The organism is Enterobacter cloacae complex sp. ECL414 (genome assembly GCF_021869685.1).
GTDB classification, from domain to species: domain Bacteria; phylum Pseudomonadota; class Gammaproteobacteria; order Enterobacterales; family Enterobacteriaceae; genus Enterobacter; species Enterobacter kobei.
Map to the genome: position 1 here is coordinate 2,914,886 of NZ_CP091481.1, position 22,818 is coordinate 2,937,703.

The 22,818-nt window shown below is 54.3% G+C and carries 20 protein-coding genes; 3 read left to right on the plus strand and 17 right to left on the minus strand.

What is annotated here, in order from left to right:
• Window positions 1-38: 38 nt before the first annotated feature.
• The 6 genes from tar to L3068_RS14080 all read right to left on the minus strand — a co-directional run bounded on the left by tar (window position 39) and on the right by L3068_RS14080 (window position 7,017).
• On the minus strand, window positions 39-1,706 hold the full coding sequence (gene tar, locus L3068_RS14055) for a methyl-accepting chemotaxis protein II (RefSeq protein ID WP_117580441.1): 1,668 nt from the start codon (window positions 1,704-1,706) through the stop codon (window positions 39-41).
• An 83-nt stretch (window positions 1,707-1,789) separates the two neighbouring features.
• The gene (locus tag L3068_RS14060) at window positions 1,790-2,752 is read right to left on the minus strand and encodes a Csu type fimbrial protein (protein WP_117580443.1); all 963 of its coding nucleotides are present in this window, start codon (window positions 2,750-2,752) and stop codon (window positions 1,790-1,792) included.
• The gene (locus L3068_RS14065) at window positions 2,749-5,133 is read right to left on the minus strand and encodes a fimbria/pilus outer membrane usher protein (RefSeq protein WP_214602804.1); all 2,385 of its coding nucleotides are present in this window, start codon (window positions 5,131-5,133) and stop codon (window positions 2,749-2,751) included. The genes L3068_RS14060 and L3068_RS14065 overlap by 4 nt, the downstream gene beginning before the upstream one ends.
• Window positions 5,109-5,867: a fimbrial biogenesis chaperone gene (locus tag L3068_RS14070; RefSeq protein WP_014884347.1), complete on the minus strand. Its 759-nt coding sequence runs from the start codon at window positions 5,865-5,867 to the stop codon at window positions 5,109-5,111. Before L3068_RS14070 ends, L3068_RS14065 begins: the two co-directional genes overlap by 25 nt.
• Window positions 5,868-5,883: 16 nt before the next feature.
• Window positions 5,884-6,432 carry a Csu type fimbrial protein gene (locus L3068_RS14075; protein ID WP_032629056.1) on the minus strand — a complete coding sequence of 183 codons (549 nt, stop codon included), beginning with the start codon at window positions 6,430-6,432 and terminating at the stop codon, window positions 5,884-5,886.
• A 12-nt stretch (window positions 6,433-6,444) separates the two neighbouring features.
• Window positions 6,445-7,017 carry a Csu type fimbrial protein gene (locus L3068_RS14080; RefSeq protein ID WP_014884349.1) on the minus strand — a complete coding sequence of 191 codons (573 nt, stop codon included), beginning with the start codon at window positions 7,015-7,017 and terminating at the stop codon, window positions 6,445-6,447.
• A 429-nt stretch (window positions 7,018-7,446) separates the two neighbouring features.
• Here L3068_RS14080 and L3068_RS14085 point away from each other — a divergent pair, with 429 nt between their 5' ends.
• Window positions 7,447-8,706 (plus strand): dicarboxylate/amino acid:cation symporter, encoded by a 1,260-nt coding sequence (locus L3068_RS14085; RefSeq protein WP_014884350.1) that lies wholly within the window; start codon window positions 7,447-7,449, stop codon window positions 8,704-8,706.
• Between the two features lie 103 nt (window positions 8,707-8,809).
• Here L3068_RS14085 and cheW read toward each other — a convergent pair whose 3' ends face one another.
• The 6 genes from cheW to flhD all read right to left on the minus strand — a co-directional run bounded on the left by cheW (window position 8,810) and on the right by flhD (window position 14,266).
• The gene (cheW, locus tag L3068_RS14090) at window positions 8,810-9,313 is read right to left on the minus strand and encodes a chemotaxis protein CheW (protein WP_014884351.1); all 504 of its coding nucleotides are present in this window, start codon (window positions 9,311-9,313) and stop codon (window positions 8,810-8,812) included.
• Window positions 9,314-9,332: 19 nt separating this feature from the next.
• Entirely contained in the window at window positions 9,333-11,393 is a 2,061-nt protein-coding gene (gene cheA / locus L3068_RS14095) for a chemotaxis protein CheA (protein WP_063666328.1), read from the minus strand.
• Window positions 11,394-11,397: 4 nt separating this feature from the next.
• A complete protein-coding gene (motB, locus tag L3068_RS14100; protein WP_014884353.1) occupies window positions 11,398-12,327 on the minus strand; it encodes a flagellar motor protein MotB in 930 nt (309 codons plus the stop codon).
• Window positions 12,324-13,211 carry a flagellar motor stator protein MotA gene (gene motA / locus L3068_RS14105; RefSeq protein ID WP_008500417.1) on the minus strand — a complete coding sequence of 296 codons (888 nt, stop codon included), beginning with the start codon at window positions 13,209-13,211 and terminating at the stop codon, window positions 12,324-12,326. The genes motB and motA overlap by 4 nt, the downstream gene beginning before the upstream one ends.
• Window positions 13,212-13,334: 123 nt before the next feature.
• Window positions 13,335-13,913 carry a flagellar transcriptional regulator FlhC gene (flhC, locus tag L3068_RS14110; RefSeq protein ID WP_014884354.1) on the minus strand — a complete coding sequence of 193 codons (579 nt, stop codon included), beginning with the start codon at window positions 13,911-13,913 and terminating at the stop codon, window positions 13,335-13,337.
• 2 nt (window positions 13,914-13,915) lie between these two features.
• Entirely contained in the window at window positions 13,916-14,266 is a 351-nt protein-coding gene (gene flhD / locus L3068_RS14115; RefSeq protein WP_013096050.1) for a flagellar transcriptional regulator FlhD, read from the minus strand.
• 794 nt (window positions 14,267-15,060) lie between these two features.
• Between flhD and uspC the strand changes: the two genes are divergently transcribed.
• Window positions 15,061-15,489 carry a universal stress protein UspC gene (gene uspC / locus L3068_RS14120; protein WP_014884355.1) on the plus strand — a complete coding sequence of 143 codons (429 nt, stop codon included), beginning with the start codon at window positions 15,061-15,063 and terminating at the stop codon, window positions 15,487-15,489.
• Between the two features lie 16 nt (window positions 15,490-15,505).
• Here uspC and otsA read toward each other — a convergent pair whose 3' ends face one another.
• The 5 genes from otsA to araF all read right to left on the minus strand — a co-directional run bounded on the left by otsA (window position 15,506) and on the right by araF (window position 21,455).
• A complete protein-coding gene (gene otsA, locus L3068_RS14125; RefSeq protein ID WP_063666322.1) occupies window positions 15,506-16,930 on the minus strand; it encodes an alpha,alpha-trehalose-phosphate synthase in 1,425 nt (474 codons plus the stop codon).
• Window positions 16,905-17,708 carry a trehalose-phosphatase gene (gene otsB / locus L3068_RS14130; RefSeq protein ID WP_045281454.1) on the minus strand — a complete coding sequence of 268 codons (804 nt, stop codon included), beginning with the start codon at window positions 17,706-17,708 and terminating at the stop codon, window positions 16,905-16,907. The genes otsA and otsB overlap by 26 nt, the downstream gene beginning before the upstream one ends.
• Before the next feature lie 176 nt (window positions 17,709-17,884).
• Window positions 17,885-18,865: an arabinose ABC transporter permease AraH gene (gene araH, locus L3068_RS14135; protein ID WP_014884358.1), complete on the minus strand. Its 981-nt coding sequence runs from the start codon at window positions 18,863-18,865 to the stop codon at window positions 17,885-17,887.
• A gap of 14 nt (window positions 18,866-18,879) precedes the next feature.
• Window positions 18,880-20,394 (minus strand): L-arabinose ABC transporter ATP-binding protein AraG, encoded by a 1,515-nt coding sequence (gene araG, locus L3068_RS14140; RefSeq protein ID WP_014884359.1) that lies wholly within the window; start codon window positions 20,392-20,394, stop codon window positions 18,880-18,882.
• A 71-nt stretch (window positions 20,395-20,465) separates the two neighbouring features.
• Window positions 20,466-21,455 (minus strand): arabinose ABC transporter substrate-binding protein AraF, encoded by a 990-nt coding sequence (gene araF, locus L3068_RS14145; RefSeq protein ID WP_008500409.1) that lies wholly within the window; start codon window positions 21,453-21,455, stop codon window positions 20,466-20,468.
• A 789-nt stretch (window positions 21,456-22,244) separates the two neighbouring features.
• Between araF and L3068_RS14150 the strand changes: the two genes are divergently transcribed.
• Window positions 22,245-22,748 (plus strand): non-heme ferritin-like protein, encoded by a 504-nt coding sequence (locus tag L3068_RS14150; RefSeq protein ID WP_014884361.1) that lies wholly within the window; start codon window positions 22,245-22,247, stop codon window positions 22,746-22,748.
• Window positions 22,749-22,818 lie beyond the last annotated feature (70 nt).

The window sequence follows — 22,818 nt, forward strand, 5'->3', positions numbered from 1 at the left end:
TCCCATCAAGCGGCAAGCAGCCGCGGTTTAATTGTCAGTCAAAATGTTTCCCAGTTTTCATCTTGTCCGGCCGGTGCAGCACGCAGGCGAGTTGCCGTCGATTCGGCGGCAGGCGCTTTATACGTGGCTTGCGCAGTGACCGTATTTCCAGCGAGTGAAGCGAGACGAAACGCCGAGACGGCCATCTTCAGACGGCTCGCCTGGTCTTCAAGTGCAGCGGCCGCGGCCGCGGACTCCTGCACCAGCGCGGCGTTTTGTTGTGTCACGCGATCCATTTCCGATACCGCCAGGGCAACCTGGTCGATACCACGACTCTGCTCATCAGATGCAGAGGCGATTTCACCCATGATGTCCGTTACGCGGGTAACAGCATTCACGATGTCATTCATGGTCTCCCCGGCGCTTTCCACCAGTACCGAGCCGGTATCCACGCGGGAGACGGAGTCTTCAATCAGGGCCTTAATCTCTTTCGCCGCGTTGGCGCTGCGGCTGGCCAGGTTGCGCACTTCCCCGGCAACCACCGCAAACCCGCGACCCTGCTCACCCGCCCTCGCCGCTTCCACGGCGGCGTTCAGCGCCAGGATATTGGTCTGGAAGGCGATGCCGTCGATGACGCTGATGATGTCGGCAATTTTCTTCGAGCTGTCGGCAATTTCGTGCATGGTTTTCACCACGCCATCCACCACGCGGCCGCCGCGCTGCGCCGTCTCGGAGGCGCTTTCAGCCAGCTGAGAGGCCTGACGGGCGTTATCGGCGTTCTGCTTCACGGTTGCGGTGAGCTGCTCCATGCTGGCAGCGGTCTCTTCCAGCGCGGACGCCTGCTGCTCGGTACGGGATGAGAGATCGTTATTCCCCATCGCAATTTCGCTGGTGCCGGTATAGATGGCATCCGTGCCGCTACGCACGTTGGCGACGGTATCGATGAGCGAACGCTGCATATGGTCAACGCTGTTAGCCAGTTCGGTAATCTCATTGCGCCCGGAAATGGCCAGCGTTTTGGTTAGATCGCCACTGGCAATTTCACGAATGTGGGCAATGACGCGACCGAGAGGATTCAGCAGGATGTGGCGAATGCCGTACCACACCGCGACCAGGACAATAACCAGCGCCAGCGCCATCGCCGCCATCTGCCATTTCGCAAAGCGGTAGTCATTCTGGCTTTCCGTAAAGGCCGAGTGATACAGATCGCCACTGGCCTTCGCATATTCCCCGAGCGCGGCGCCGAGTGCGTTTTGCATCCCCTGCGTGGGCTGTGCGAAATAGGCGTCCATGTTGCCGCTCTCCAGGAACTGGATCAGCTCCGTCAGGCCAGCAAAGTAGGCAGTGTATTTTTCATCAATATTCTGGCTAACCTGCGCCATAGCAGGCTGCGGCGCGATCTGTTTGAAGGCGGCGTAGTGTTTTGCGGCGTCAGCCAGGGTGGCGCGGGCATTTTTCAACAGATCGGTCTTCGCGCTGCTCTGCTGATTGTTAGGGTCCATCATCATGCGCGCGGACGAGCGGCTCAGGTTGATACGCGTTTGCAGCATCAGATCCCACGTCGAGGTGAGTTCACTCTGCTGCAGGCGAAGATCGTTCGAGGCGGCGAAACTGTCCTGGTTCTGTTTTAATGACGAGAAAAAAAGCCCGCCGGAGATAAGCTGAAGTAGTGCGAAAATGACCAGCACCATCATAAGCATTGTGACAACGCGGATACGGTTCAACATACAACACCTTCTCATAGATTTATTAACGGTGTTATCGGCACAGGCCACAGGAACTTTACATTTGCGAAAGGGAAAAGCGTGGACTAAAACGCGACGTCAACAATCAGCGTATCGGTGTAGGTACCTGCGGGGGGTGTGGCCTGACTGGTCAGGACCTTCGCGGTGTAGTTGTAGGTGCGCAGTAAACCGTCGGTGCTGACCTGGGACGAGGTCGCGCTGGTCCAGCGTTCGGCGCCGCTGCCGCCCCAGCGGTTGGTGGTGGCTTCTTTATAGATGTCGTAGCTCATATAGTTACTGCCGCTCACCATCCGCCGCACGTTGTTCAGGGCGTTGGCACCATTATTAATGCCAATGGTGTAGGTGCTGCCTTTAGTACAGGTCACGGCAATGGCCTGCGAAACGGTAGGGAAACTTTGTACCAGCGGCGCGCTGTTAAAGTTTACGTCCGGCGTGGTCATGGCACTGCAGTCGTTGGTGACGGTCATGTTCAGCAGAATAGTGGTTGTTGCTGTTCCCGACTGGGGAGATGTACAAAGGCTTCCAAGACCGACGGCGCAGACGTTGTAATTGATGCTGAAGGTCAACAGCACCTGGTAAGGCCCCGCCGTCACGTTTTGTCCGGCGACGGTGCGAAAATAGAGCGGTATGTTGTACCGCTTTGAGCCAAGCAACCCCAGCAGGGTGCTACTGCCCCAGGTATACGATTTACTTATCTGCACTTCACTACTGCTCGCACAACCCGATAATCCACACAGCCGGGTGGGGATCACATCCGCGATAGTTGTGTCGTCGGTGCGTTTCAGGGTGGCGCGGCTGTTGCCCGAAACCGACGCCGCGGTGTAATTCAACGTCACCGAGTCGTTGGTCAGAACATTCAGTACCGCATCGCACGCCACCACCAGCGTGCCGGTGGTTTCCACCTCCCCGGTTCCGCTAAGCGCAAACGACGTGACGCTACCAAACGAGGCATTGACCGTACTGACGGTACACGCCGCCCAGCCCCCGCCGGAGAACAGCAGCAGCATCAACAGCAGCCAGCGTTTCACGGGCCCTCCCGACACACCAGCGGACCGTAGGTTTGCAGCTTATGCTGCGGATTAGGCCCCACGTTCAGGGTCGCCGTGCAGCGCTTCCCGGCAGGCGTGATCACCTCAAGCGGATTGACGTCGCTGAGATTCTCCAGCCAGGCGATCCCGTCATAGCCCACCACCGCATTACTGCGCGAGGCTCGCCGCACCTGGCTTCCAACCGGAATCGCTTGCCCGCGCGCATCATGCAGAATGACGCTTGCCACTCTCTCCTGCTCCATCGGGAAATCCACCAGATAACCGCTGTGACGACGGATGGCAATCCGCCGCTCTGTCTCTTTCAGCCGGGTATCCGCAGGCAGATTCAGCGTATCAATCCGGTAGCTTGCCGGGTAATACGCCGACACCCCGCTGACCAGCAGGTAACCGTTGTTATTCGTTTTACCCACGGGCTGGTTCTCATAGCTGACGGGCACGTCCGGATGACCGTCGGTGCTGATCACCACAAACGCATCGTTGATTTTGTTCGCCGCAAACAGCTCTCCGTCCATCAGGACAATCGCGCCCATTGCCTCGCCCCACCAGGTCATGGTGTCTCTTTCGCCGTAGCCGCCGCCCTGCAGTTCGATGTTGTTATTGCGCCAGCCCAGCGTACCCTGCTGATAATCACTGGATTTTGACTGATTTGCCCAGGCCATGTTCCAGCTAAAACCACCGTCAGAAGGCATGGAGTGGTTATAGTTAATCCGCTGCGTGCTGCCCGCATCCGGGGTGTTCTCAACGGTGACGGCAGCGCTGTCGCGTGCGCCCAGCGGCACCTGCAGCGAGAGCGCAACCGTCCAGTCCCCCCGCTGCTGGTCCCGGCTGCCGGCCAGGTAAATACTGCTTGCGCCCCACAGATTTCGGCTCCATGAGAGATTCAGCAGCTCCGTTTTTTGGCCGTCAAAGCTCTCTACGCCGATCCAGGCCGCGCCAATATTGCCATACTGCCCCATGTTAAACGTCAGGGAATACTGGTCCGTATTGCGGCTAAAGCTGGCGATGGGTTTGTCGTTTTCGTCATACACCGTCGGCTGGTCATAAAGGGCAAGATTGCCAAAACCGCGATCGCGACGCGTGTGCTGGGTGGCCACGCTGAACTCGCTGGTATTGTACTGGTAACCCCAGTTGATTTGTCCGCCGTTGTCTCCGCGCATGCGGCTTTGTGAGTAAGAGGTGTTCACTACGCCAAACTGGCCGAGTTTGATCACCGTACCTGCCCCGCCCAGCGCCAGCTCCTGCGCCCCTTCCGCATGGCCCTCCAGCGTCAGCCAGTCGGTCACCCCGTAGCGATACGAGCCGCTACCGGCAGCAGGACCGTAGTCAAAGTTCCTGATGCCATAGTTACGGCGCAGGCTGCCGAGCGTCACGGCGCCGTCACTCAGCCCTTGTTTGAGCAAATCGCTGGTGACATAAAACGGTAGCGTGGTACTCACCTGACGGCCCAGCGCATCGGTGGTGACCAGCACCGCATCCCCGGCACCGTTGATATAGGGCAGATTGGTCAGGGTGAAGGGGCCAGGCTGAAGCTGGGTTGAGCCAGAGCGATAGCCGTTGATAAACAGATCCACCGAGGTAGGCACCGCGGCTTCACCCGAAAACTCCGGCAGCGGCCATGTCACCAGGTCCGGGCGCAGGGAGAAATCACGTCCGTAGCTAATACCGCCCATCCGCACGCTGGAGGTCCAACTCAGGGCATCGCTGATCACGTCCCCCGCGCTCAAGGTGGTCGCGTCATCCTCACGGGTTATCAGCAGCGTCGTGTCATAGCGAACATACCCTTCCTGTTGACCGTCGTTTCCGGTGAAATTTTTCCGGGCGTAGCCGGTGGAGGAGAACGAGCCGTTCTCGTTGAAGTAGCGGAATTCATGCCAGAGCGACGCCTGACCGCCGATATGTTCCGTGTGGTTGGTATACAGATCGTAATTCAGCAGCGCCCCGCGCCCATAGTGCGGTTTGGTCTGCGCCGTTTGGGCACTGAAAGGCGTCACCCGGGCACTGATCCAGTCGCGGGGAACGGTCAGCAACAGGCGCTGGCCGGCACTGTCATACGCGACACGAACCTGGCTTAGTGAGGCGAGATTCACCTCGCCGGCGGGCACATGCTCCGGGGGGAGCCCCGCGCGCAGCAAATCGGCGCTGGAGATAAAGAAAGCGCCGTTACGTTGCGTCACGGGTACCACCAGACCGGTGTCGTAGTGGTTGAGCACGAGGGCAAGCTGGAAAACCGCCTCATCATTTACCGCCTGCGCCTGAGGAGGCGGCGGTAAACTGTCGTCACCGGGATCGGCCCAGGTTGTGGTGCTGACGCAAAGCAGTAGCATCATTGCCGGCTTCAGTTGACGGGCGTCGACTGCCATTGTTCATCCCTGGCATTAATCTGCGCGCTCATCCGGTCCGGCTGACGAACGCCAGCGGGTATTGGCCAGCTGCGGGTGCTGCCCGGGAGGACGTAACCCAGTAATCCCTCCGCTACGGTGCGTTTCTGTCCGCCCTGCTCCAGTGACACCTGGCTTAATCTGACGTGCACATCCCCCTGATTACGTACCTGTAATGCAGGCTGTCCTCCCTCGTGGGTCACGCGCCAGCTCAGGTTTCGGGTCTCGGCCAGGGCATGATGCGCCCCCTCTTTAAGGGTTGGGATACCCTGTCCGTAGACAAACAGCGGAATGGAATAGCGCATCTGTAATTTAAGGCCGATGGAGGGTTCGGCTTTCGCGTCGGGCTGGGGAATTTCATCAACAATAATGCGGTAGGCTTGTTCGACCCCGACAGGAACTGCGCTCTGTTTGATAAGGCGAATCAGCTGTTTATTGCCTTTCTGAATGGTGACAATGGGCGGGCTGGCGACCACGTCCTGCTGCGCGCTGTAGCGTTCGTATCCCCCTTCCTGCTTCCAGCGCACAATACGCACCTGCATCGTCGTTGCGCTGTTTCCCTGGTTCTGGATCCACAGCTCCGTGGCGTTGGCATCTGCGGCAAGCCAGGGATCGATGGGCCAGAGCAGAATGGTGGCCGCCGCCTGCGCCTCGCCTGTGGCCGCGACGCCTGATAAAACACCCGCCAGACACAACTGCCGGAACAATGGCTTCATCGACTCTCTCCCTTTATTACCATGACAAGGTCACGGTGAGCTGATCGGAATAGGTTCCTGCCGGGCTAAAGCCGGTCAGTAGCGCCACGCCAAAAAGCGGCAGCGCGATGTTATTACTGTTGGTATAGGTCACCGGTATTGCCTGGTTAACGCCAATTTCGCTGTTGGCGGCCAGCGAGCTACTGCTGTAGAGCCGGTACGGCACCAGTTCTGTTCCTCCGGACCGCTTCATCCGACGGACGGATGAATAATTTTGACCGCCATTAATGCTCATGCTCAGCGCCACGCCAGGCGTACAGGCGATAGACAACGCCCCGTTTGGCACAAAGCTGGTACTGACTGGCGCGCTTTCCACCCCGTTATGGGTGCCAAAATCCAGCGTACCGAGAAGCCCCCCGCTACCGGTGGCCACCGCGCAACCCGGTACAATGGTCGCGCTGACCTTAAAGGACTGCGATGTCACCGCCCCCGCAGCAGGTATCAGCAACAGCCCGACGATCAGCGCGAAAAAAGGCTGCACGCTTCCCTCTGCGCGTTTGCGCAGACCTGTAAAAGGGGCCTTCATGGCAGTGCAGATCTAATAGGTCACGCTGACGTTAATCGTGTCGGTATAGGTGCCGGGTACCACCGTTACGCTGTTCCCGCCTCCGGTAATGCGGCCGTACAGGGTATAACTGTCGACCCCACCTGCCGTAGACGCGATCGGCAACGCGGTGTTATTGGCAATCACAGAGTTGAACCCGCTGTCGCTGTACAGGCTATAAGCCACGCCCTGTGCCGCGTTGGCCGTATTGACCAGGTAGCGCTCAGGCGTCCCTGGCGACCCCACCACGGAGCCAGGGGCGGTGGAATGGGTATTGCCGGTTATCGCGACCGTATAGCTGGCGGTCGTACACTGGACTGTAAAGGTGTTTCCGCCGCTGGCGCCGCTCAACTGCGTCGTAAGGGTGGAAAACGTTGCGGGATGGGTACCAAAATCGAGCGTCCCGAAGTTAATACCACTTTGCGTGGGCGATCCGTTTATCAGGCAGCCGTTTGTCAGCGTCAGCGTCGCCCCGATGGTGCCGCTGCTGGTAACGGCCAGTGCCTGATGAACTACGGTCGTCGTCAGTAATGTGCCTGCACAGATCAAAAGGAGTTTTCTTTTCATTTACCACCCTCCAGAAGACGTCTCCGTTCCCTTGCAACATTTTATTTTTAACGTTCAAGATGTTAGCCCCGCTTAACGTTCCTCTGAGGGGGTTATTGAGAATTTAGTTTACGGATATCGCTTCGACCACCCGACGCAGGGTAGTCACAACCTATGTCTTATTGACAGCATTTATTTTTTAAAAACAGAAAGTTAAACCGAAATAAAAGAATATTCGGGCGCGAAGCCTGAGGATATATCCGCAAAAGTGTGATAAGCGTCACAATATATCGTCTGCACATTAACAACAAAATTAATAAAACTTAAAAACTTGTTGTATCCCCCTACACTTTGCGTCAATTTATGTGCCGAATAATTTCCCGCGCAGTAATAAAAAATCTATATGTATCGGCGCGGGCGACATCTAAAGCGCATAGAGGGTCTTTTTTCGTGGCAAGTGCAAACAAACTCACACTCTTCATCGTGATATTCATGCTGGCGGGTATTCTTTCAGGGGCAGCAATTCATGAATACGCATCTGCGGATGCCATTAAAGCCTGGTCGGATAATATTACCCTGCTGACCGACATCTTCCTTCGTCTGATCAAAATGGTTATTGCGCCATTGGTCTTCAGTACGCTGACCGTCGGCATTATGAAACTGGGCGAAACCTCCACCATTGGCCGCGTTGGCGGTAAAGCGATGGTGTGGTTTATCAGCTCATCGGTGCTCTCCATTCTGGTCGGACTGTTTATCGTCACGCTCGAGCATCCGGGAAGTGGCCTGAACCTGACGATCCCAACCGAGGCGGTAGATACCGGTCTGGCCGTTGGGGGCATGACGCTGAAAGCGTTTCTGTCTCACACTATTCCAACCAGTATCGCAGGCGCGATGTCGAACAATGAGATCCTGCAGATTGTGGTGTTCTCAATGTTCTTCGGTATCGGCGGTGCGTCGCTGGGGCAGAAATTCAACGCGCCGCTGGTTGCCGCGCTGGATGTGGTTTCCCATATCATGCTGAAGGTAACCGGTTACGTGATGTACGTTGCGCCGCTGGCCATCTTTGCGGCGATCTCCTCCGTCATTGCCACTCAGGGCTTAGGCATTCTGTTGAACTATGCCTCCTTTATTGGCGGTTACTATGTTGCCATCCTTCTCACCTGCCTGGTATTGCTCGCCGTGGGCTATATGGTTTTGAAAAAAGAGGTGTTTCGCCTGGTCAGCATGTTGAAAGACCCGGTACTGGTGGCGTTCACCACCAGCAGTTCTGAAGCCGCCTACCCTAAAACGCTGGAGCAACTGGAGCGTTTTGGCTGCTCACGCAATATCGCCTCTTTTGTTCTGCCAATTGGCTACTCCTTCAACCTGGTGGGGTCGATGGTGTACTGCTCGTTCGCGTCGATGTTTATCGCCCAGGCGTATAACATTCACCTGAGTTTCTCAGAGGTAACGGTACTGATGTTAACCCTGATGCTGGCGTCAAAGGGGATTGCGGGGGTACCGCGTTCGTCCCTGGTGGTGCTGGCTGCGACCATTCCAAGTTTTAATATCCCGGTAGCGGGCATTCTGCTGCTGATGGGGATCGACCACTTCCTGGATATGGGGCGTTCAGCCATTAACGTGCTGGGGAATGGGATTGCGACCGCGATGCTGTCGCAGAATGAAGGGGCGCGGGAAGCGGAAGCTGAGCTGGTAAAGCAGGAAGCGTAAGGATATGAAAGGGGTGAGGCCTGATGCCCTCACCCCGACCCTCTCCCACAGGGAGAGGGAGCAAACATAAAAAACGGCAACCGGGTTGCCGTTTTGCTTTTACCTACGCTACGTGATTCGCCGCGATATCCAGCAGCGCCATCTCTTCGCTGTTCAGCAGCTTCTCAATGTTCACCAGAATCAGCATACGCTCGCCGAGCGCACCCAAACCGGTCAGGTATTCGGTCGACAGGGTGACCGCAAACTCCGGCGCAGGGCGAATTTGGTCAGAGGTCAGAGAGAGCACGTCAGATACGCCATCCACCACGATACCCACCACGCGCTGCCCCAGGTTCAGGACGATCACCACGGTGTTGTCATTGTAGTCAACGTCGCCCTGGCTGAACTTCACGCGCAGATCGACGATGGGGACAATGACGCCGCGCAGGTTGGTGACACCTTTAATAAAAGCAGGCGTGTTAGCGATGCGGGTAACCTGATCGTAACCACGAATTTCCTGCACTTTGAGGATATCGATGCCGTACTCCTCATCGCCTAAAGTGAATACCAGGAATTCCTGCCCTGATGGCTCGCCCGCCAGTTTCGTTACATTACTCATACCGGTCATGTTTTTACCTTCTACTTAATCAGGCGGCTGTGTACGCCACACGTTGTTCACGATTTAATCCCTGAAGCGCCGACACATCGACGATCAGCGCCACGCTACCATCACCCAGAATGGTCGCAGCAGAAATACCAGGCACTTTGCGGTAGTTGCTTTCGAGGTTCTTCACCACCACCTGATGCTGACCAATCAGCTGATCAACCAGCAGCGCATAGCGACGGCCCGCACTTTGCAGGATCACAACGATGCCCTGCGTGGCCTCGGTCTTCGCGCCGTCCACTTCGAACACTTTCCACAGTTCCACCAGCGGCAGATATTCCCCGCGCACTTCGAGCACGCGCTCACCGCCCGCCAGCGGATGCAGATCTTCTTCACGTGGCTGCAGGGATTCCATCACCGCGTTCAGCGGAAGAATGAACACTTCGTCTGCCACTTTCACGGACATCCCGTCGAGGATCGCCAGCGTCAGCGGAAGCAGGATGCGAATGGTGGTGCCGGAACCCTGCTTAGACTGGATCTCAACGTGGCCGCCCATCTCCTGGATGTTACGTTTCACCACGTCCATGCCGACGCCGCGCCCGGAAACGTCAGTCACCTGCTCTGCGGTAGAGAAGCCGGGCGCGAAGATCAGCATCCCCACTTCTTCATCGGTCATGTTTTCGTTGACCGCCATGCCCTGCGAAATCGCCTTCGCCAGAATACGCTCGCGGTTAAGACCCGCGCCGTCATCGGTCACTTCGATGCAAATATTCCCGCCCTGATGTTCCGCAGAGAGAATCAAATTGCCCACCGGCGATTTTCCGGCAGCAATGCGGTTTTCCGGCAGTTCAATACCGTGGTCGAGGCTGTTACGCACGAGGTGCGTTAACGGGTCGATGATGCGCTCGATCAGGCTCTTATCCAGCTCGGTGGAGCTACCCATCAGCGTCAGTTCAATCTGTTTATTCAGTTTGCTCGCGAGATCGCGTACCAGGCGCGGGAAGCGGCTGAAGACATATTCCATCGGCATCATACGGATGGACATGACCGATTCCTGCAGATCGCGGGCGTTACGTTGTAACTGACCCATGCTGGTGATCAGATCGCCATGGGTAACCGGGTCCAGTTCATTAGAACGTTGTGCCAGCATCGACTGGGTGATCACCAGTTCGCCCACCAGGTTGATCAGCTGGTCAACCTTCTCAACGGCAACGCGAATGCTGGTGGATTCGCTGGAGCGCGCGGCCGGTTTTTCACCACGTGCAGGTGCAGCAGCGTCTTTTGGCACCGCTTTCAGCGCCGGGGCCGCAGGCGCGACAGCCGGGGTCGGAGCCTGAGCGATGACGGCCACCTCTTCCTGCGCTACCGGAGCTTCCGCTTCGGCGGTTTCGGTTTCGGTTTCGGTTTCGGTTTCGGTTTCGAAGGCAATCTGGTCGGCTTCAATCACAAAGCACAGCACCGCCACGATATCGTCCTGACCAATCCCGTCATCAAGCGTAGCTGCGAGGCTGTCTTTGCCTTTCACGACATTGCTTAACGTCGCCAGGTTACCCAGCTCTTCTTCCAGCAGGTTAACCTCATTCTCTTTCAGGCGTGAAAGCACAACACGCAATTTGCCCGCTTGCGCAGCGGCTGGCGCGGTTTCACCGGCACCAACCGCATCGACAACGCTCAGTTTTGCAGCAGGGACAACGGCTGCTGCGACCTCACCTTTTGCTTCCAGGGCGAGCTGGCGAAGCGCATTGCAGATATATTCAAAGCTGGCGGCATCAGGCTCTGCCGAACTTTTATAGGCGTCGAGCTGTTCCTGCATAATATCTTTGGTTTCCAAAAACAGGTTGATAATGTCGGTATTGAGCTGCATCTCACCGCGTCGTGCTTCATCCAGCAGGTTTTCCATTAAATGGGTTGTTTCCTGCAGGATGGTAAATCCAAACGTTCCGGCTCCGCCCTTAATGGAATGCGCCGCACGGAAGATGGCATTGAGCTGCTCGGAGTCCGGTGCTTCGGGCACCAGGTCGAGCAAATGTTGCTCCATATCGGCCAACAATTCGTCGGCTTCATCAAAAAATGTCTGGTAAAAATCGCTAATATCCATGCTCACGCTATCACCTCGGATTGGCTGGTGGCGATGTTGGAACGGCAGCCGAAGGAACGGCCCCAGGCTGTTTTAAATCGTCCAGTGACTCATTCTGACTTTCGGCGTTTTCATGCAGGATGGCCTGCTCCGCCTGCTGGTTCAGCACTAAAAGACTGATACGACGGTTGATGGCGTCATCCGGCCCGCGGTCGGAGACGCGCATGGTTGCTGCCATGCCGACCACGCGCAGTACCTTGCCATCATCAAGCCCACCGGCCACCAGCTCGCGACGCGAGGCGTTGGCACGATCGGCAGAAAGCTCCCAGTTGCTGTATCCCTTCTCCCCACTGGCGTACGGGAAATCATCCGTGTGGCCTGACAGGCTGATTCGGTTAGGAATGCCGTTCAGCACCGGTGCAATAGCGCGCAGAATATCGCGCATGTACGGCTCAACCTCGGCGCTGCCGGTTTTAAACATCGGACGGTTCTGGCTATCAATGATCTGAATACGTAACCCTTCCTGCACCAGATCGATTTTCAGGTGCGGTCGCAACGCACGCAGTTTGGGGTCAGCCTCAATCAGCTGATCGAGATCGCCACGCAGTTTTTTCAGACGCGCCTGTTCCATCTTCCTCTTCAGCTCGTCGATGTTCGGCTCTTTTTTCACCTCACCCTTCTGCTGGGTGTAATCATCACCGCCGCCAGGAATGGGGCTGTCGCTGTTAGAGATACGCGGCCCACCGGTCACTGCCGTCGCCAGCGGCGTACGGAAATATTCGGCAATCTGGATCAGTTCTTTCGGGCTGGAGATGGAGATCAGCCACATCACCAGAAAGAACGCCATCATTGCAGTCATAAAGTCGGCGTACGCGATTTTCCACGAGCCGTGTGCGCCATGCCCACCGCCCTTGTGCTTGCGTTTTTTTACGATGACGATCGGATGGGACTGGTTTTTCATGCGTCCTCAGTTGTCGTCTGTTGGTTTGGGTTTTTCACCGCGCGCACGTGTTCTTCAAGTTCGATAAACGACGGACGCTCGCTGGAGTAAAGCGTTTTACGGCCAAATTCAACCGCGATCGGCGGCGCATAACCGTTGAGGTTTGAGAGCAGCGTGATCTTCACGCACTGCATCATTTTTGTGGTTTCCGCGCTCTTCTGGCGCAGGACGCTGGCCAGCGGAGAGATAAAACCATAAGCCAGCAAAATACCGAGGAAGGTCCCTACCATCGCATGGGCAATCAGCGCGCCCAGTTCGGCCGCCGGACGATCCGCCGACGCCAGGGCATGTACCACCCCCATCACCGCCGCAACGATACCGAAAGCCGGAAGCGAGTCACCCACCAGCGCCAGGCTGTTGGCCGGCACTTCAGATTCGCTTTCGTGGGTTTCGATCTCTTCATCCATCAGCGCTTCGATTTCGAAGGTATTCATATTGCCGCTAATGATGAGTCGCAGATAATCGACGATGAAATCCAGCATCATGGCATCAGCCAGAATGCGCGGATAGCTGGCAAAAATTTCGCTCTCTTTCGGGTTTTCAATATCCCGCTCAAGAGAGAACATCCCCTGCTGACGTGACTTCGCCATCAGGCGATAGAGCAGCGCCAGCAGATCCATATACATGCTTTTGGTATATTTCGAGCGACGGAACAGCAATGGAATGGCCTTCAACGTGCCCTTGATGGATTTGCCGTTGTTACCAACGATAAAAGCCCCTACCCCTGCGCCGCCGATGATAATAAGTTCAGCCGGTTGATAGAGTGCTCCAAGGTGCCCGCCGGTCATCATGTAACCGCCGAAAACTGTACCGAGAACTACCAGGTAACCTAATAAGATAAGCACGACATCATCCTTCCGCTAGTGACTATGGCAAGGACGTTCAGTTCGTAGCGTTTACCGTTTGAGGGGTAAAAAAAAGCAGCGGTAATGACTTACCGCTGCTGGAATCTTGCCCACACGTTCGGGTTAAACAGCTTGTTCGATCTGTTCATCCAGCAGTTGTGGAATAATATCGGCAGCATCCCGGGAAAGTTTACGTCTTTTTACTGCGCGGGATGGAGGCTGGCATAAACTACAGGCGAAGCTGCCAACAGGCTGATGAGCATGGGTAATAAAATTGCCATCGCAGCAATTGCAGCGCGACAATTCAAGCATTCCGCTCTCAACAAAACGTACCAGCGTCCATGCGCGGGTCAGTGCCAGCAGGGGGCCTTCGTCCTGCTGCGGGCATTGTTCAAGGTAAAGTTTATACGCTTTGATCACGGCGTCGACGCCGCTACACAAACCGGTTTTCAGAAGGTATTGCCAGGCGTTACAGAACATCGATGCGTGGATATTTTGCTCCCACGTCATAAACCAGTCTGTCGAAAACGGCAACATGCCTTTCGGCGGGGGACTACCACGTAACTCTTTATACAGTTTAATGAGGCGACCACGGCTCAGCTGAGTCTCGCTTTCCAGCATTTGTAAACGAGCACCCAGCGTAATCAGCTCCATGGCAAGCTGTATGTCACGCGCTTCCTGAACAATGCTTTTCTCGCTCATTGCTAGGCCCTTTTCTTACGGGCTGCGTCATCAGGCTGGCTGATTTCGTTAAGCAAGCGAGTGGAGAGAAGAATACCGGTATGGATCTGTTGCAGATCGTCAACACGGGATTCCTGCGTCAGACGCGTGATCGTCTGCGGATTGTCAAAACGGAACTGGCAAACCAGTTGATTCGTTTCGGCCAGTTTTACCATCTGCGGGAGGGTTAAACCACCCAGCATGGTTGCCATTTCTTCGTTAATACCCAGACGAAACATCGCGGACGCTTTGTCCTGACTAATTAAACGCTGCGCGAGCAGTAAATATGACAAATTGATGTCATAGATATGTTTTAGCAACTCGGATGTATGCATTGTTCCCATCCCGAATAACCAACTATTATTTTTATGCGGAAAGACCGCACCCCGTGATGTCGCCGGGAAATCACCCGGTATAAAAAGAAAAGGCTAAATGCATAGTTGAATCTAGGTTTGTATTCATCGAAACGCGCAAGAGTCGAAACGCAGTAACGTCTCTTACGTGGTTTATCATTTCTTACAAATAACTAAGATTTTTCCTAATTCGACGCAAACTCTACTCGTCAGATTTGCCACATACAATGCAGCCACCCTCAAATTTAAAAAAAATGTGATCCACGTCACACAATTTAAGTGAATATCCTCCATAAATCCATCAGTATGACTTGTAGTTTGTTCATTTTTTGCCCAATTGGCACAGTTTTGTATTCTTAATTGACGAATAGTCATGCAGAAGGGTGAAGCGAACTGGCATGTATCGTGCTTTTCCTGCCGTGAGCGCGCCCCGGAAACCTTCACAAGATGCTCATCTTAAGGAAACATTTTTCTTACCGTGAAAAAACATAGAGTTATGCAAGCCGCCCACAAAAATTGTTTCAGAGCGTGATCATTCGAAATATGTTTATAACGGGTTAAAACGATTTAACGGCAAAAGAGGGAAATTGTGTGATTTACGTTAAGTTGTTAATTTTTTTCATTTAGACGCGTTTTTCAGTTATTCTTCTTATAAGAATAATTAATGAATAATTATGATAAGCTTCACACTAATGTCGTAATCCCCTCTTGCAGATCCTGGTCATTCGAGGTAATGGTGATCACACGCTGTCTTTCAGACATCTAAGGAGTGCGCCATGAGTTACTCCCATCTGCTTGTATCTGTTGCTGTTTCCCCCGAAAGCCATCTGCTTGTTTCCCGGGCCGTGTCCATCGCCAGGCCCAGCAATGCGCGCATTAGCCTCATCACGCTCGCAGCCGAACCCGAGATGTATAATCAGCTGGCAGCCCCCATGCTGGAAGATATTCGTGAGGTATTGCAGGAAGAAACACAGCAATTTCTGCGAGAGTTGGTAGAAAAGGCACAATATCCTGTTTACGAGACCGTAATTGCGACCGGTGAACTTAATGCTCATATTCTCGACATGTGTCGCAAACAGAATATTGATTTAGTGATTTGCGGGAACCATAACCACAGCTTTTTATCTCGCGCAGCTTGCGCGGCAAAATCGATTGTCGCGTCAAGCCAGGTTGATGTGCTGTTAGTGCCGCTTGGGGGGTCGTAAACCCCCCGGAGGAATATCAGGCGAGTTTAGGGAATGTTGCGATCTTTTTTTGCAGATCACCTTCATGGCTTTGCGGCGATATTTCGCGGAGATCCTGAATAAAACGCGCCTGCCAGTGATTAATATCGTTCTTACGGATCGTCTCCATCATCTCAGCATGGCGTGAAATGCGCTCCGTCAGCGGCATGGTCAACGCGCGGTTGAGGGCATTAGCCACGTCATCCCGATCGTAAGGGTTCACGATAAGCGCTGACGTGAGCTCATTCGCCGCCCCGGCAAACTGGGAAAGCACCAGTACCCCAGGGTCCGCCGGGTCCTGAGCCGCCACATACTCTTTTGCCACCAGGTTCATCCCGTCACGTAACGGGGTGACCAGCCCCACGTCTGCATAGCGGAAGACTTTCATCAGGATTTTGCGGTCAAAATGCTGATTCAGGTAAAAGAGCGGCGTCCAGCCAAGCTGACCATAACGACCATTGATGCGCCCCGCTTCCGTTTCCAGCTGGTGACGAATATCCTGGTAGGCCTGAACTTCACCGCGCGACGTTGGCGCTATCTGGGTATAACGAATTTTACCGTGGTGCTGAGGGTATTTATCCAGCAGCGTTTCATAGGCCAGGAAGCGTTCCGGTAGCCCTTTGGAATAATCCAGACGCTCTACCGAGAAGATATTCTTCACATGCTTAAGTTCATTCTTCAGCTGCGCCAGCTTCGGCGGCAGCGGGCCGGAAGCCTGATCCGCAATCTCGTCGGGTTCAATCCCAATCGGATACACTTCGGTGTGGAAGGTTTTCCCCCACGCCGTATGGGTCTTGCCGCCTTTTGTCATCAGTCGCGTTTTACCTGACACCGAATCCAGGAACGCGAGGCGGTCATTTTCGGTCTGGAAGCCCAATAAATCGTAATCACACAGCCCCTCCAGCAGCGCTTCATGCGGCGGCAGTGCGGTAAAGATCTCCGGCGTCGGGAACGGTATGTGCAGGAAGAAGCCAATCCGGTTGTTTACTCCCCTTTTACGCAGCTCTCGGGCGAAGGGCAGCAGGTGGTAATCGTGGATCCATAAAATATCGTCTTCCTCTATAAGAGGCAGCAGTTTATCCGCCAGCAGCGCGTTGACGCGCGAGTAGCCTTCGAAGGATTCACGCTGGAATTTGACCAGGTCAAGACGATAATGAAACGCAGGCCACAGCACGGCGTTGGAGAATTGCGAGTAATACTCGTCATAGTCTTTCTCTTTCAGCGCAAAGGATGCCCACGTGATATTCCCACGCGTCACTTTGTTAAGCGGTTTCTCTTCTTCACTGATTTCACCACTCCAGCCAAACCACAGCCCACCAGCAGCTTTCAAGGCACCTAACACCCCTACCGCCAGGCCACCTGCACTGGATTTTTTATCATCAGGCGGTGCAATTCGGTTAGAGACGACGACTAAGCGACCCATAATGGTTTCCCCCTTTGTTTTGCGCTATTTGTTGTTGTTGCTGGTTAGCGATATCAGATATCCACTGCCAGACGGCGTCGACATTTGCCAGACGCCATTCTGCAACAGTGTTACCAGGCCCCACCTTAACGGCGATCCCTCCGGCCTGATTCACCACGCGAAATCCGGCCTCGTCGGTCAGATCATCGCCTAAAAATACCGGTATACGTCCCTTAAATGGCGGTTCCGCCATAAACGCCGCAATAGCAGCACCTTTATTAATGCCCTCAGGTTTTATCTCAACGACACACTTCCCCGGCTGCAGCGCGAGCTGCGGGTGTGCATCGGCCACGCTACGGGCAATCGAAAATATCGCTGCTTCGTGATGCGGTGCCTGCCGATAGTGCAAGGCGAATGCCATGCCTTTCGCTTCCAGTTCCGTACCCGGGAGTGACGCCAGCGCCGAGGAGAGTTCAGTGTGTAACGCCTGAATTAAGGTATCGGGGAGTGATACAACATGCAGTTGATCATGGATATCGCGGCGCTCCGCTCCGTGTACACCGGCTAGCGGAAAGTGGTAAGGACTGGCGAGCACATCCAGCTCGGCCATTGAGCGCCCTGAAATCAATGCCAATGCGCCCTCGTTCAGTCGAGAGAGCTGCTGCAAATTCTCTAGCACCGTATCCGGTACGACCACGTCGTCAGGATGCGGCTGGATCCCGGCGAGCGTCCCGTCGAGGTCAAAAAAGAAAGCATATTTTCCGGGCAGTACAGGCGGTGCGGTTAACGAGTCAGCCACCCTTTTCCTCCTTACAGTTGATGAGAGGTAAACGCCTTTACCTCTTTCATAGCCATGTAAGTATAGACAGTGTGATGGGGCTCGCCATTTGACAACCGCCCCGCCAGCAAAACTGGCGAGGCGGTTCAGGGGTCAACTATGGTTATAAGTTGAGCAATAAAAAGTCAGCGTCGGGGTTACACGGTACGCTTTGCTTTTTGCTTGTAACGGTCGAATATCACCGCCGCCAGCAGGATCAGACCACGCACCACGTACTGAGAGAACGGCGAAATATTCAGCAGGTTCATGGCGTTCTCTACCGTCCCTAAAATCAGGATACCGGCCACCACATATGAGATTTTTCCGATGCCACCCTTGAGGGAAACACCCCCTAAAACGCAGGCAGAAATGACGATCAGCTCATAACCAATCGAGGTCATTGGCTGGCCGCTGGTCATACGCGAGGCCAGAATAATCCCGGCGGCGGCAGAAACCAGTCCCGAGAGGACAAAGATAATAATCTTGGTGCGCACCACCGGCACACCGGCAAGACGTGCGGCTTCTTCATTGCCCCCGATCGCCAGAGTATTGCGGCCAAACGTGGTCCGGTTGAGCAGGAAGCCGAACAGGATCAGGCAGGCCACGGTGAGCCAGATTGGCGCAGGCAGGCCCAGCCAGTTGGCGTAACCTAGCGTAAAGAAGCGCTCGTCTTCAATCCCGACCGCTTTACCGTCGGAGATGATATAGGCCAGACCTCGCACAATTTGCATCGTCGCAAGCGTGGTTATCAGGGCGTTAATCTTCAGACGAGCAATGACAAAACCGTTCACCAGGCCGCTAAGCACGCCGAGTAACAGACCCGCCAGCACGCCAATCCACAGGCTTTCTGTCATGTTGATCACCACGGCGGTGGTCACGCCCGCACAGGCGATAACAGAGGCCACCGACAGGTCGAAATCACCGGAGGCCAGACAGAACAGCATACCGCAGGCCACCATGCCGGACATGGAAATGGCCAGGCCCAATCCTTTCATATTAATGAAAGTGGCAAAGTTAGGGACGAAGATCGCACAGGCGACGAAAAGTGCGGCAAAGACCACCAGCATGCCGTACTGATCCCAGATACGACCAAAACTAAAAGCCGACTTCGGCGCTCCGGATGTAGTAACAGAGGACATCATTAACTCCTTACTCAGGCGACTGCCTGGCTGACTTTAGGCATGGCGAGGTTCAACGCCTGTTGTTCATTCGCCTGTTCATGAAGTAATTCACCGGCGATTTCGCCTTCACGCATCACCACAATGCGGTCGGCAACGCCAAGCACCTCCGGCAGATCGCTGGAGGCGAAAAGTACCGCCACGCCGCGTTTTGCCAGTTCATAGATCACGTTATAAATCTCGTGTTTTGCGCCCACATCGATACCGCGCGTCGGCTCATCCAGCAAAATGACCTTCATGTCTTCCGACAACCAGCGGCCTAAAATGGCCTTCTGCTGGTTCCCCCCTGACAAATTCATAATCAGCTGTTCCGGGCCGGGCGTTTTAATATTCAGCGAGCGAATATGGTGGTCGGCATTGCTCGACTCCCAGCTGTCGTTTATCAGGCAACCCGCGCGAATAAACTTACGGCGGGCGGAAATATTGATGTTGTCACGCACCGAATGCACCGGAATGATCCCTTCCGCTTTGCGGTCTTCCGGACAGAGCATCATTCCTGCCCTGATCGCGTGGGCGGGTTTCTGGATATCAACCTGCTCACCGTCGATGGAGACCCGCCCTGCGGAAATGCGGGTACCCCCGAACAAGCCTTTCATTAATTCGCTGCGCCCCGCCCCTACCAGGCCAAACAGCCCGACGATCTCGCCGCTGCGAACGGATAATGAAACCGGTGTTCTCACGCCTGGCGCTTTCACGTTTTCCAGCCGCAGGCGTTCAGGGCCATACTCGCGCGGCTTCCAGTGATAGATATCGCCCAGATCGCGCCCGACCATCGCCTGAACAAGCTGGTCATGGTTAACCTGCTGCATATCGCTAAAGGTGCGCACATAGCGCCCATCTTTAAAAACGGTAATGGCATCGCTCAGGGCAAATATCTCTTCCATGCGGTGCGAGACGTACAAAATGGTGCGTCCTTCCTGTCGCAACTCGCGGATCACGCGGAACAGGTTTTCGATTTCACGCTTGGAGAGCGAGCTGGTGGGTTCATCGAAAGCAATAATTTTGGCGTTGCGCGCCAGCGCCTTGGCAATTTCAACCATCTGCCACTGGCCGATGGAGAGATATTTCAGCGGCGTCTGGGGATCAACATCCAGACCAAGATGTTTAAGCTGCAGCCCCGCTTCATAATTAAGTAGCGAACGGTTCACCACGCCGCCTTTGTGCGGAAGCTGGCCTAAATAGATATTTTCCGCCACGGTCATCTCGGGAATAAGGTGCAATTCCTGATAGATAATGGCCACCCCGGCATTAAGCGCCGCCGTGGTATCGGCAAAGGCCATCTCTTCGCCGCGAATAGCCAGCGTGCCGGTTGTTGGCGCGTAGTTGCCGCTGAGGATTTTTAACAGCGTGGATTTCCCCGCTCCGTTTTCCCCCATCAGGGCGTGAACCTGTCCGGCATAGCAGTCAAAGCTGATATCGGTCAGCGCATTAACACCGGGGAACGTTTTCCCGATGCCGCGAAAAGAGAGATAGGGATGAGACTGTTGCATAACGACTCCGTGATTCCTGTAGTCTGTACGTCTGGCCCCTTACGGCGAGTAAGGGGCACAATCACAGCGTATTACTTACCGCCCAGTCCTTTTTTCGCCAGTTCCTCTTTGAAGTTGTCGCGGGTGATCAGCACCACGTCGGTCACTTCGGTGAATTTCGGCGGTTCAGCGCCTTTGGTTACCCAGTTGTAGAGCATTTCGCTGGATTTGTAGCCGTGGACATCCGGGCTTGGCAGCAGAGAACCGTAGAAGCCGGTGGCCTGCGCTTTGGAAAGCTCACTGACGGCGTCAACGCCGTTGATGCCAATTCCGATCACATCGGGCGCTTTAAAGCCCTGGCCTTCTGTCGCACGGACCCCACCCAGCACGGTGTTATCGTTCATACCGACCACCAGCCAGTGCTTCACTTCCGGGTGCTGAACCAGCATGGAGTTCGCGGCGTCAAATGCCCCCGGGATATCGTTGGATTTGGTCGGGACTTTATAGATCTGTTTCTCCGGGAAACCGGCCGCTTTCAGCGCGTCCATTGAGCCCGTCGTGCGACGACGTGCTGTGTCCAGCTCATCAGCGGTGATGGCCATGACGGCGGTCTCTTTCACATCCCAGCCGCGTTTCTGCATTTCTTTATAGAGTTCCTGCCCCTGACGTTCGCCGATTTTGGTCGCCGCCATCATGACCAGCGGCACGCTGTCCATCGGTTTGCCTTTGGCATTCACGAACTGATCGTCAACGGCAATGACTTTCATGTCGTAACCGCGGGCTTTCGCCGCAATGGCGGACCCCAGTTTCGGATCCGGTGTACAGATAACAAAACCTTTTGCACCGCTGGCCGCCAGGCTGTCGATGGCGTTCAGCGTTTTCTCACCGTCGGGCACGGCGATTTTAATCACTTCAAAACCTAAATCTTTCCCGGCTTTATCTGCGAATTTCCACTCGGTCTGGAACCAGGGTTCTTCGGGCTGTTTTACCAGAAAACCGAGTTTTAAATTCTCAGCGATAGCGGATTGTGACATAACGGCAGCCAGACCGATGGCCGCCAGCGCTTTAGTAAATTTGTGCATGGTAAACTCCAGCTTTAGCATTCTTTTCTGTAGGGAATATTTGCGTGCTTCTTATTTAATCGGACTTAAAACAAGGCATTAGCGCTTACCTCGTCATAAGCGTTATTGCTGGTGATAGTTTTAGCGGGAAATTAATCATCCATAAGAGAGCCCCATCACACCGCAGAATTACAGTAATTGCGTACATAAATTCAGCGAAAAATGACATAAAAAAGGCAGGATTTGTCAGACAAATAAAAGAGGGGTGAGCAGAATTATCCATAAGATTAGCTAAGAAGTCCCTGATGCCATTAGACCGGTCACGCCGGGGCTAAGGGTTGAAAGGAACATCCTGCTTTCCATCAAAAAAACACACTCGCGCTGAAAATATATTTCCCGGCAAAAATTGATTTAGCGCAATTTTAATGAAACATCATATATGCGAAATGAATTATCTGTATTTATTGCTTTCCCAGACAAATATTCCGGCGCAATACTCCCGAAACACAAACTGCAGCACTAAGAACAGACTATCTCTTTATTATCAGTAAGATAGTGAGATTTCATTTCATGGGAATCTATTTGCATATTTGTACTATATTAAATTTTGTAATGTATGGTAAAAACAGCGGGATTAAGACTTTTCTTAAATTAAAGACAACGGTATGCTTATTTATATCGAACACAGGAAGTGAATTTCGGTCAGCTTTGGCACTGCAGAATCTCTTTTTCTGCTCTATTTCTTCGTATTTGCCTGGCGCTCAGGTTAAGCAACGGACATCACGTCCCACAGTCTATAAGGATATGAGTATGGCTACCCAAACGATGATGCAAAAACTTAACGCGCAGATGAACCTTGAGTTTTACGCCTCAAATCTGCACCTTTACCTCAGTGCGTGGTGTTCCGAGAAAAGCCTTACGGGCTCTGCCACGTTCTTTCGTTCACAGGCCCAAAGCAACGTCACCCACATGATGCGCGTCTTTAATTTCCTGAAAGCGGCGGGGGCAAACCCGGTTGTTAAAGCCCTGGAGGGGATCAACGATAATTACTCTTCTCTGGAAGAATTGTTTGAAAAGACGCTGGAAGAGTATGAACAGCGTTGCACGACGCTCAACAAGCTGGCCGATGAAGCCAGAGCGCAGCATGACATGACCACGCTGAAATTCCTGCGCGATATGGATAAAGAGCAGCAGCAGGACGGAATGCTGCTGAAAACCCTTGCGGACGAGATCCATAATGCGCAACAGGCAGGTTTGTGCCCGGAACAAACCGATCGCCACCTGCTCGACATTGTCACAGTGCAGCATCACTGACGCTTTTGACCTGCTCCCGTTCGGAGCAGGTTACCTTCCCTGCGCCAACCTTCTGCTTTTGCTGAGATTT

Coding starts and splice junctions, on each gene's coding strand:
- tar (WP_117580441.1), bottom strand. CDS start 1,706: ATGTTGAACCGTATCCGCGTTGTCACAATGCTTATGATGGTGCTGGTC.
- L3068_RS14065 (WP_214602804.1), bottom strand. CDS start 5,133: ATGGCAGTCGACGCCCGTCAACTGAAGCCGGCAATGATGCTACTGCTT.
- L3068_RS14070 (WP_014884347.1), bottom strand. CDS start 5,867: ATGAAGCCATTGTTCCGGCAGTTGTGTCTGGCGGGTGTTTTATCAGGC.
- L3068_RS14075 (WP_032629056.1), bottom strand. CDS start 6,432: ATGAAGGCCCCTTTTACAGGTCTGCGCAAACGCGCAGAGGGAAGCGTG.
- L3068_RS14080 (WP_014884349.1), bottom strand. CDS start 7,017: ATGAAAAGAAAACTCCTTTTGATCTGTGCAGGCACATTACTGACGACG.
- cheW (WP_014884351.1), bottom strand. CDS start 9,313: ATGACCGGTATGAGTAATGTAACGAAACTGGCGGGCGAGCCATCAGGG.
- motB (WP_014884353.1), bottom strand. CDS start 12,327: ATGAAAAACCAGTCCCATCCGATCGTCATCGTAAAAAAACGCAAGCAC.
- flhC (WP_014884354.1), bottom strand. CDS start 13,913: ATGAGCGAGAAAAGCATTGTTCAGGAAGCGCGTGACATACAGCTTGCC.
- flhD (WP_013096050.1), bottom strand. CDS start 14,266: ATGCATACATCCGAGTTGCTAAAACATATCTATGACATCAATTTGTCA.
- uspC (WP_014884355.1), top strand. CDS start 15,061: ATGAGTTACTCCCATCTGCTTGTATCTGTTGCTGTTTCCCCCGAAAGC.
- otsA (WP_063666322.1), bottom strand. CDS start 16,930: ATGGGTCGCTTAGTCGTCGTCTCTAACCGAATTGCACCGCCTGATGAT.
- araH (WP_014884358.1), bottom strand. CDS start 18,865: ATGTCCTCTGTTACTACATCCGGAGCGCCGAAGTCGGCTTTTAGTTTT.
- araG (WP_014884359.1), bottom strand. CDS start 20,394: ATGCAACAGTCTCATCCCTATCTCTCTTTTCGCGGCATCGGGAAAACG.
- araF (WP_008500409.1), bottom strand. CDS start 21,455: ATGCACAAATTTACTAAAGCGCTGGCGGCCATCGGTCTGGCTGCCGTT.
- L3068_RS14150 (WP_014884361.1), top strand. CDS start 22,245: ATGGCTACCCAAACGATGATGCAAAAACTTAACGCGCAGATGAACCTT.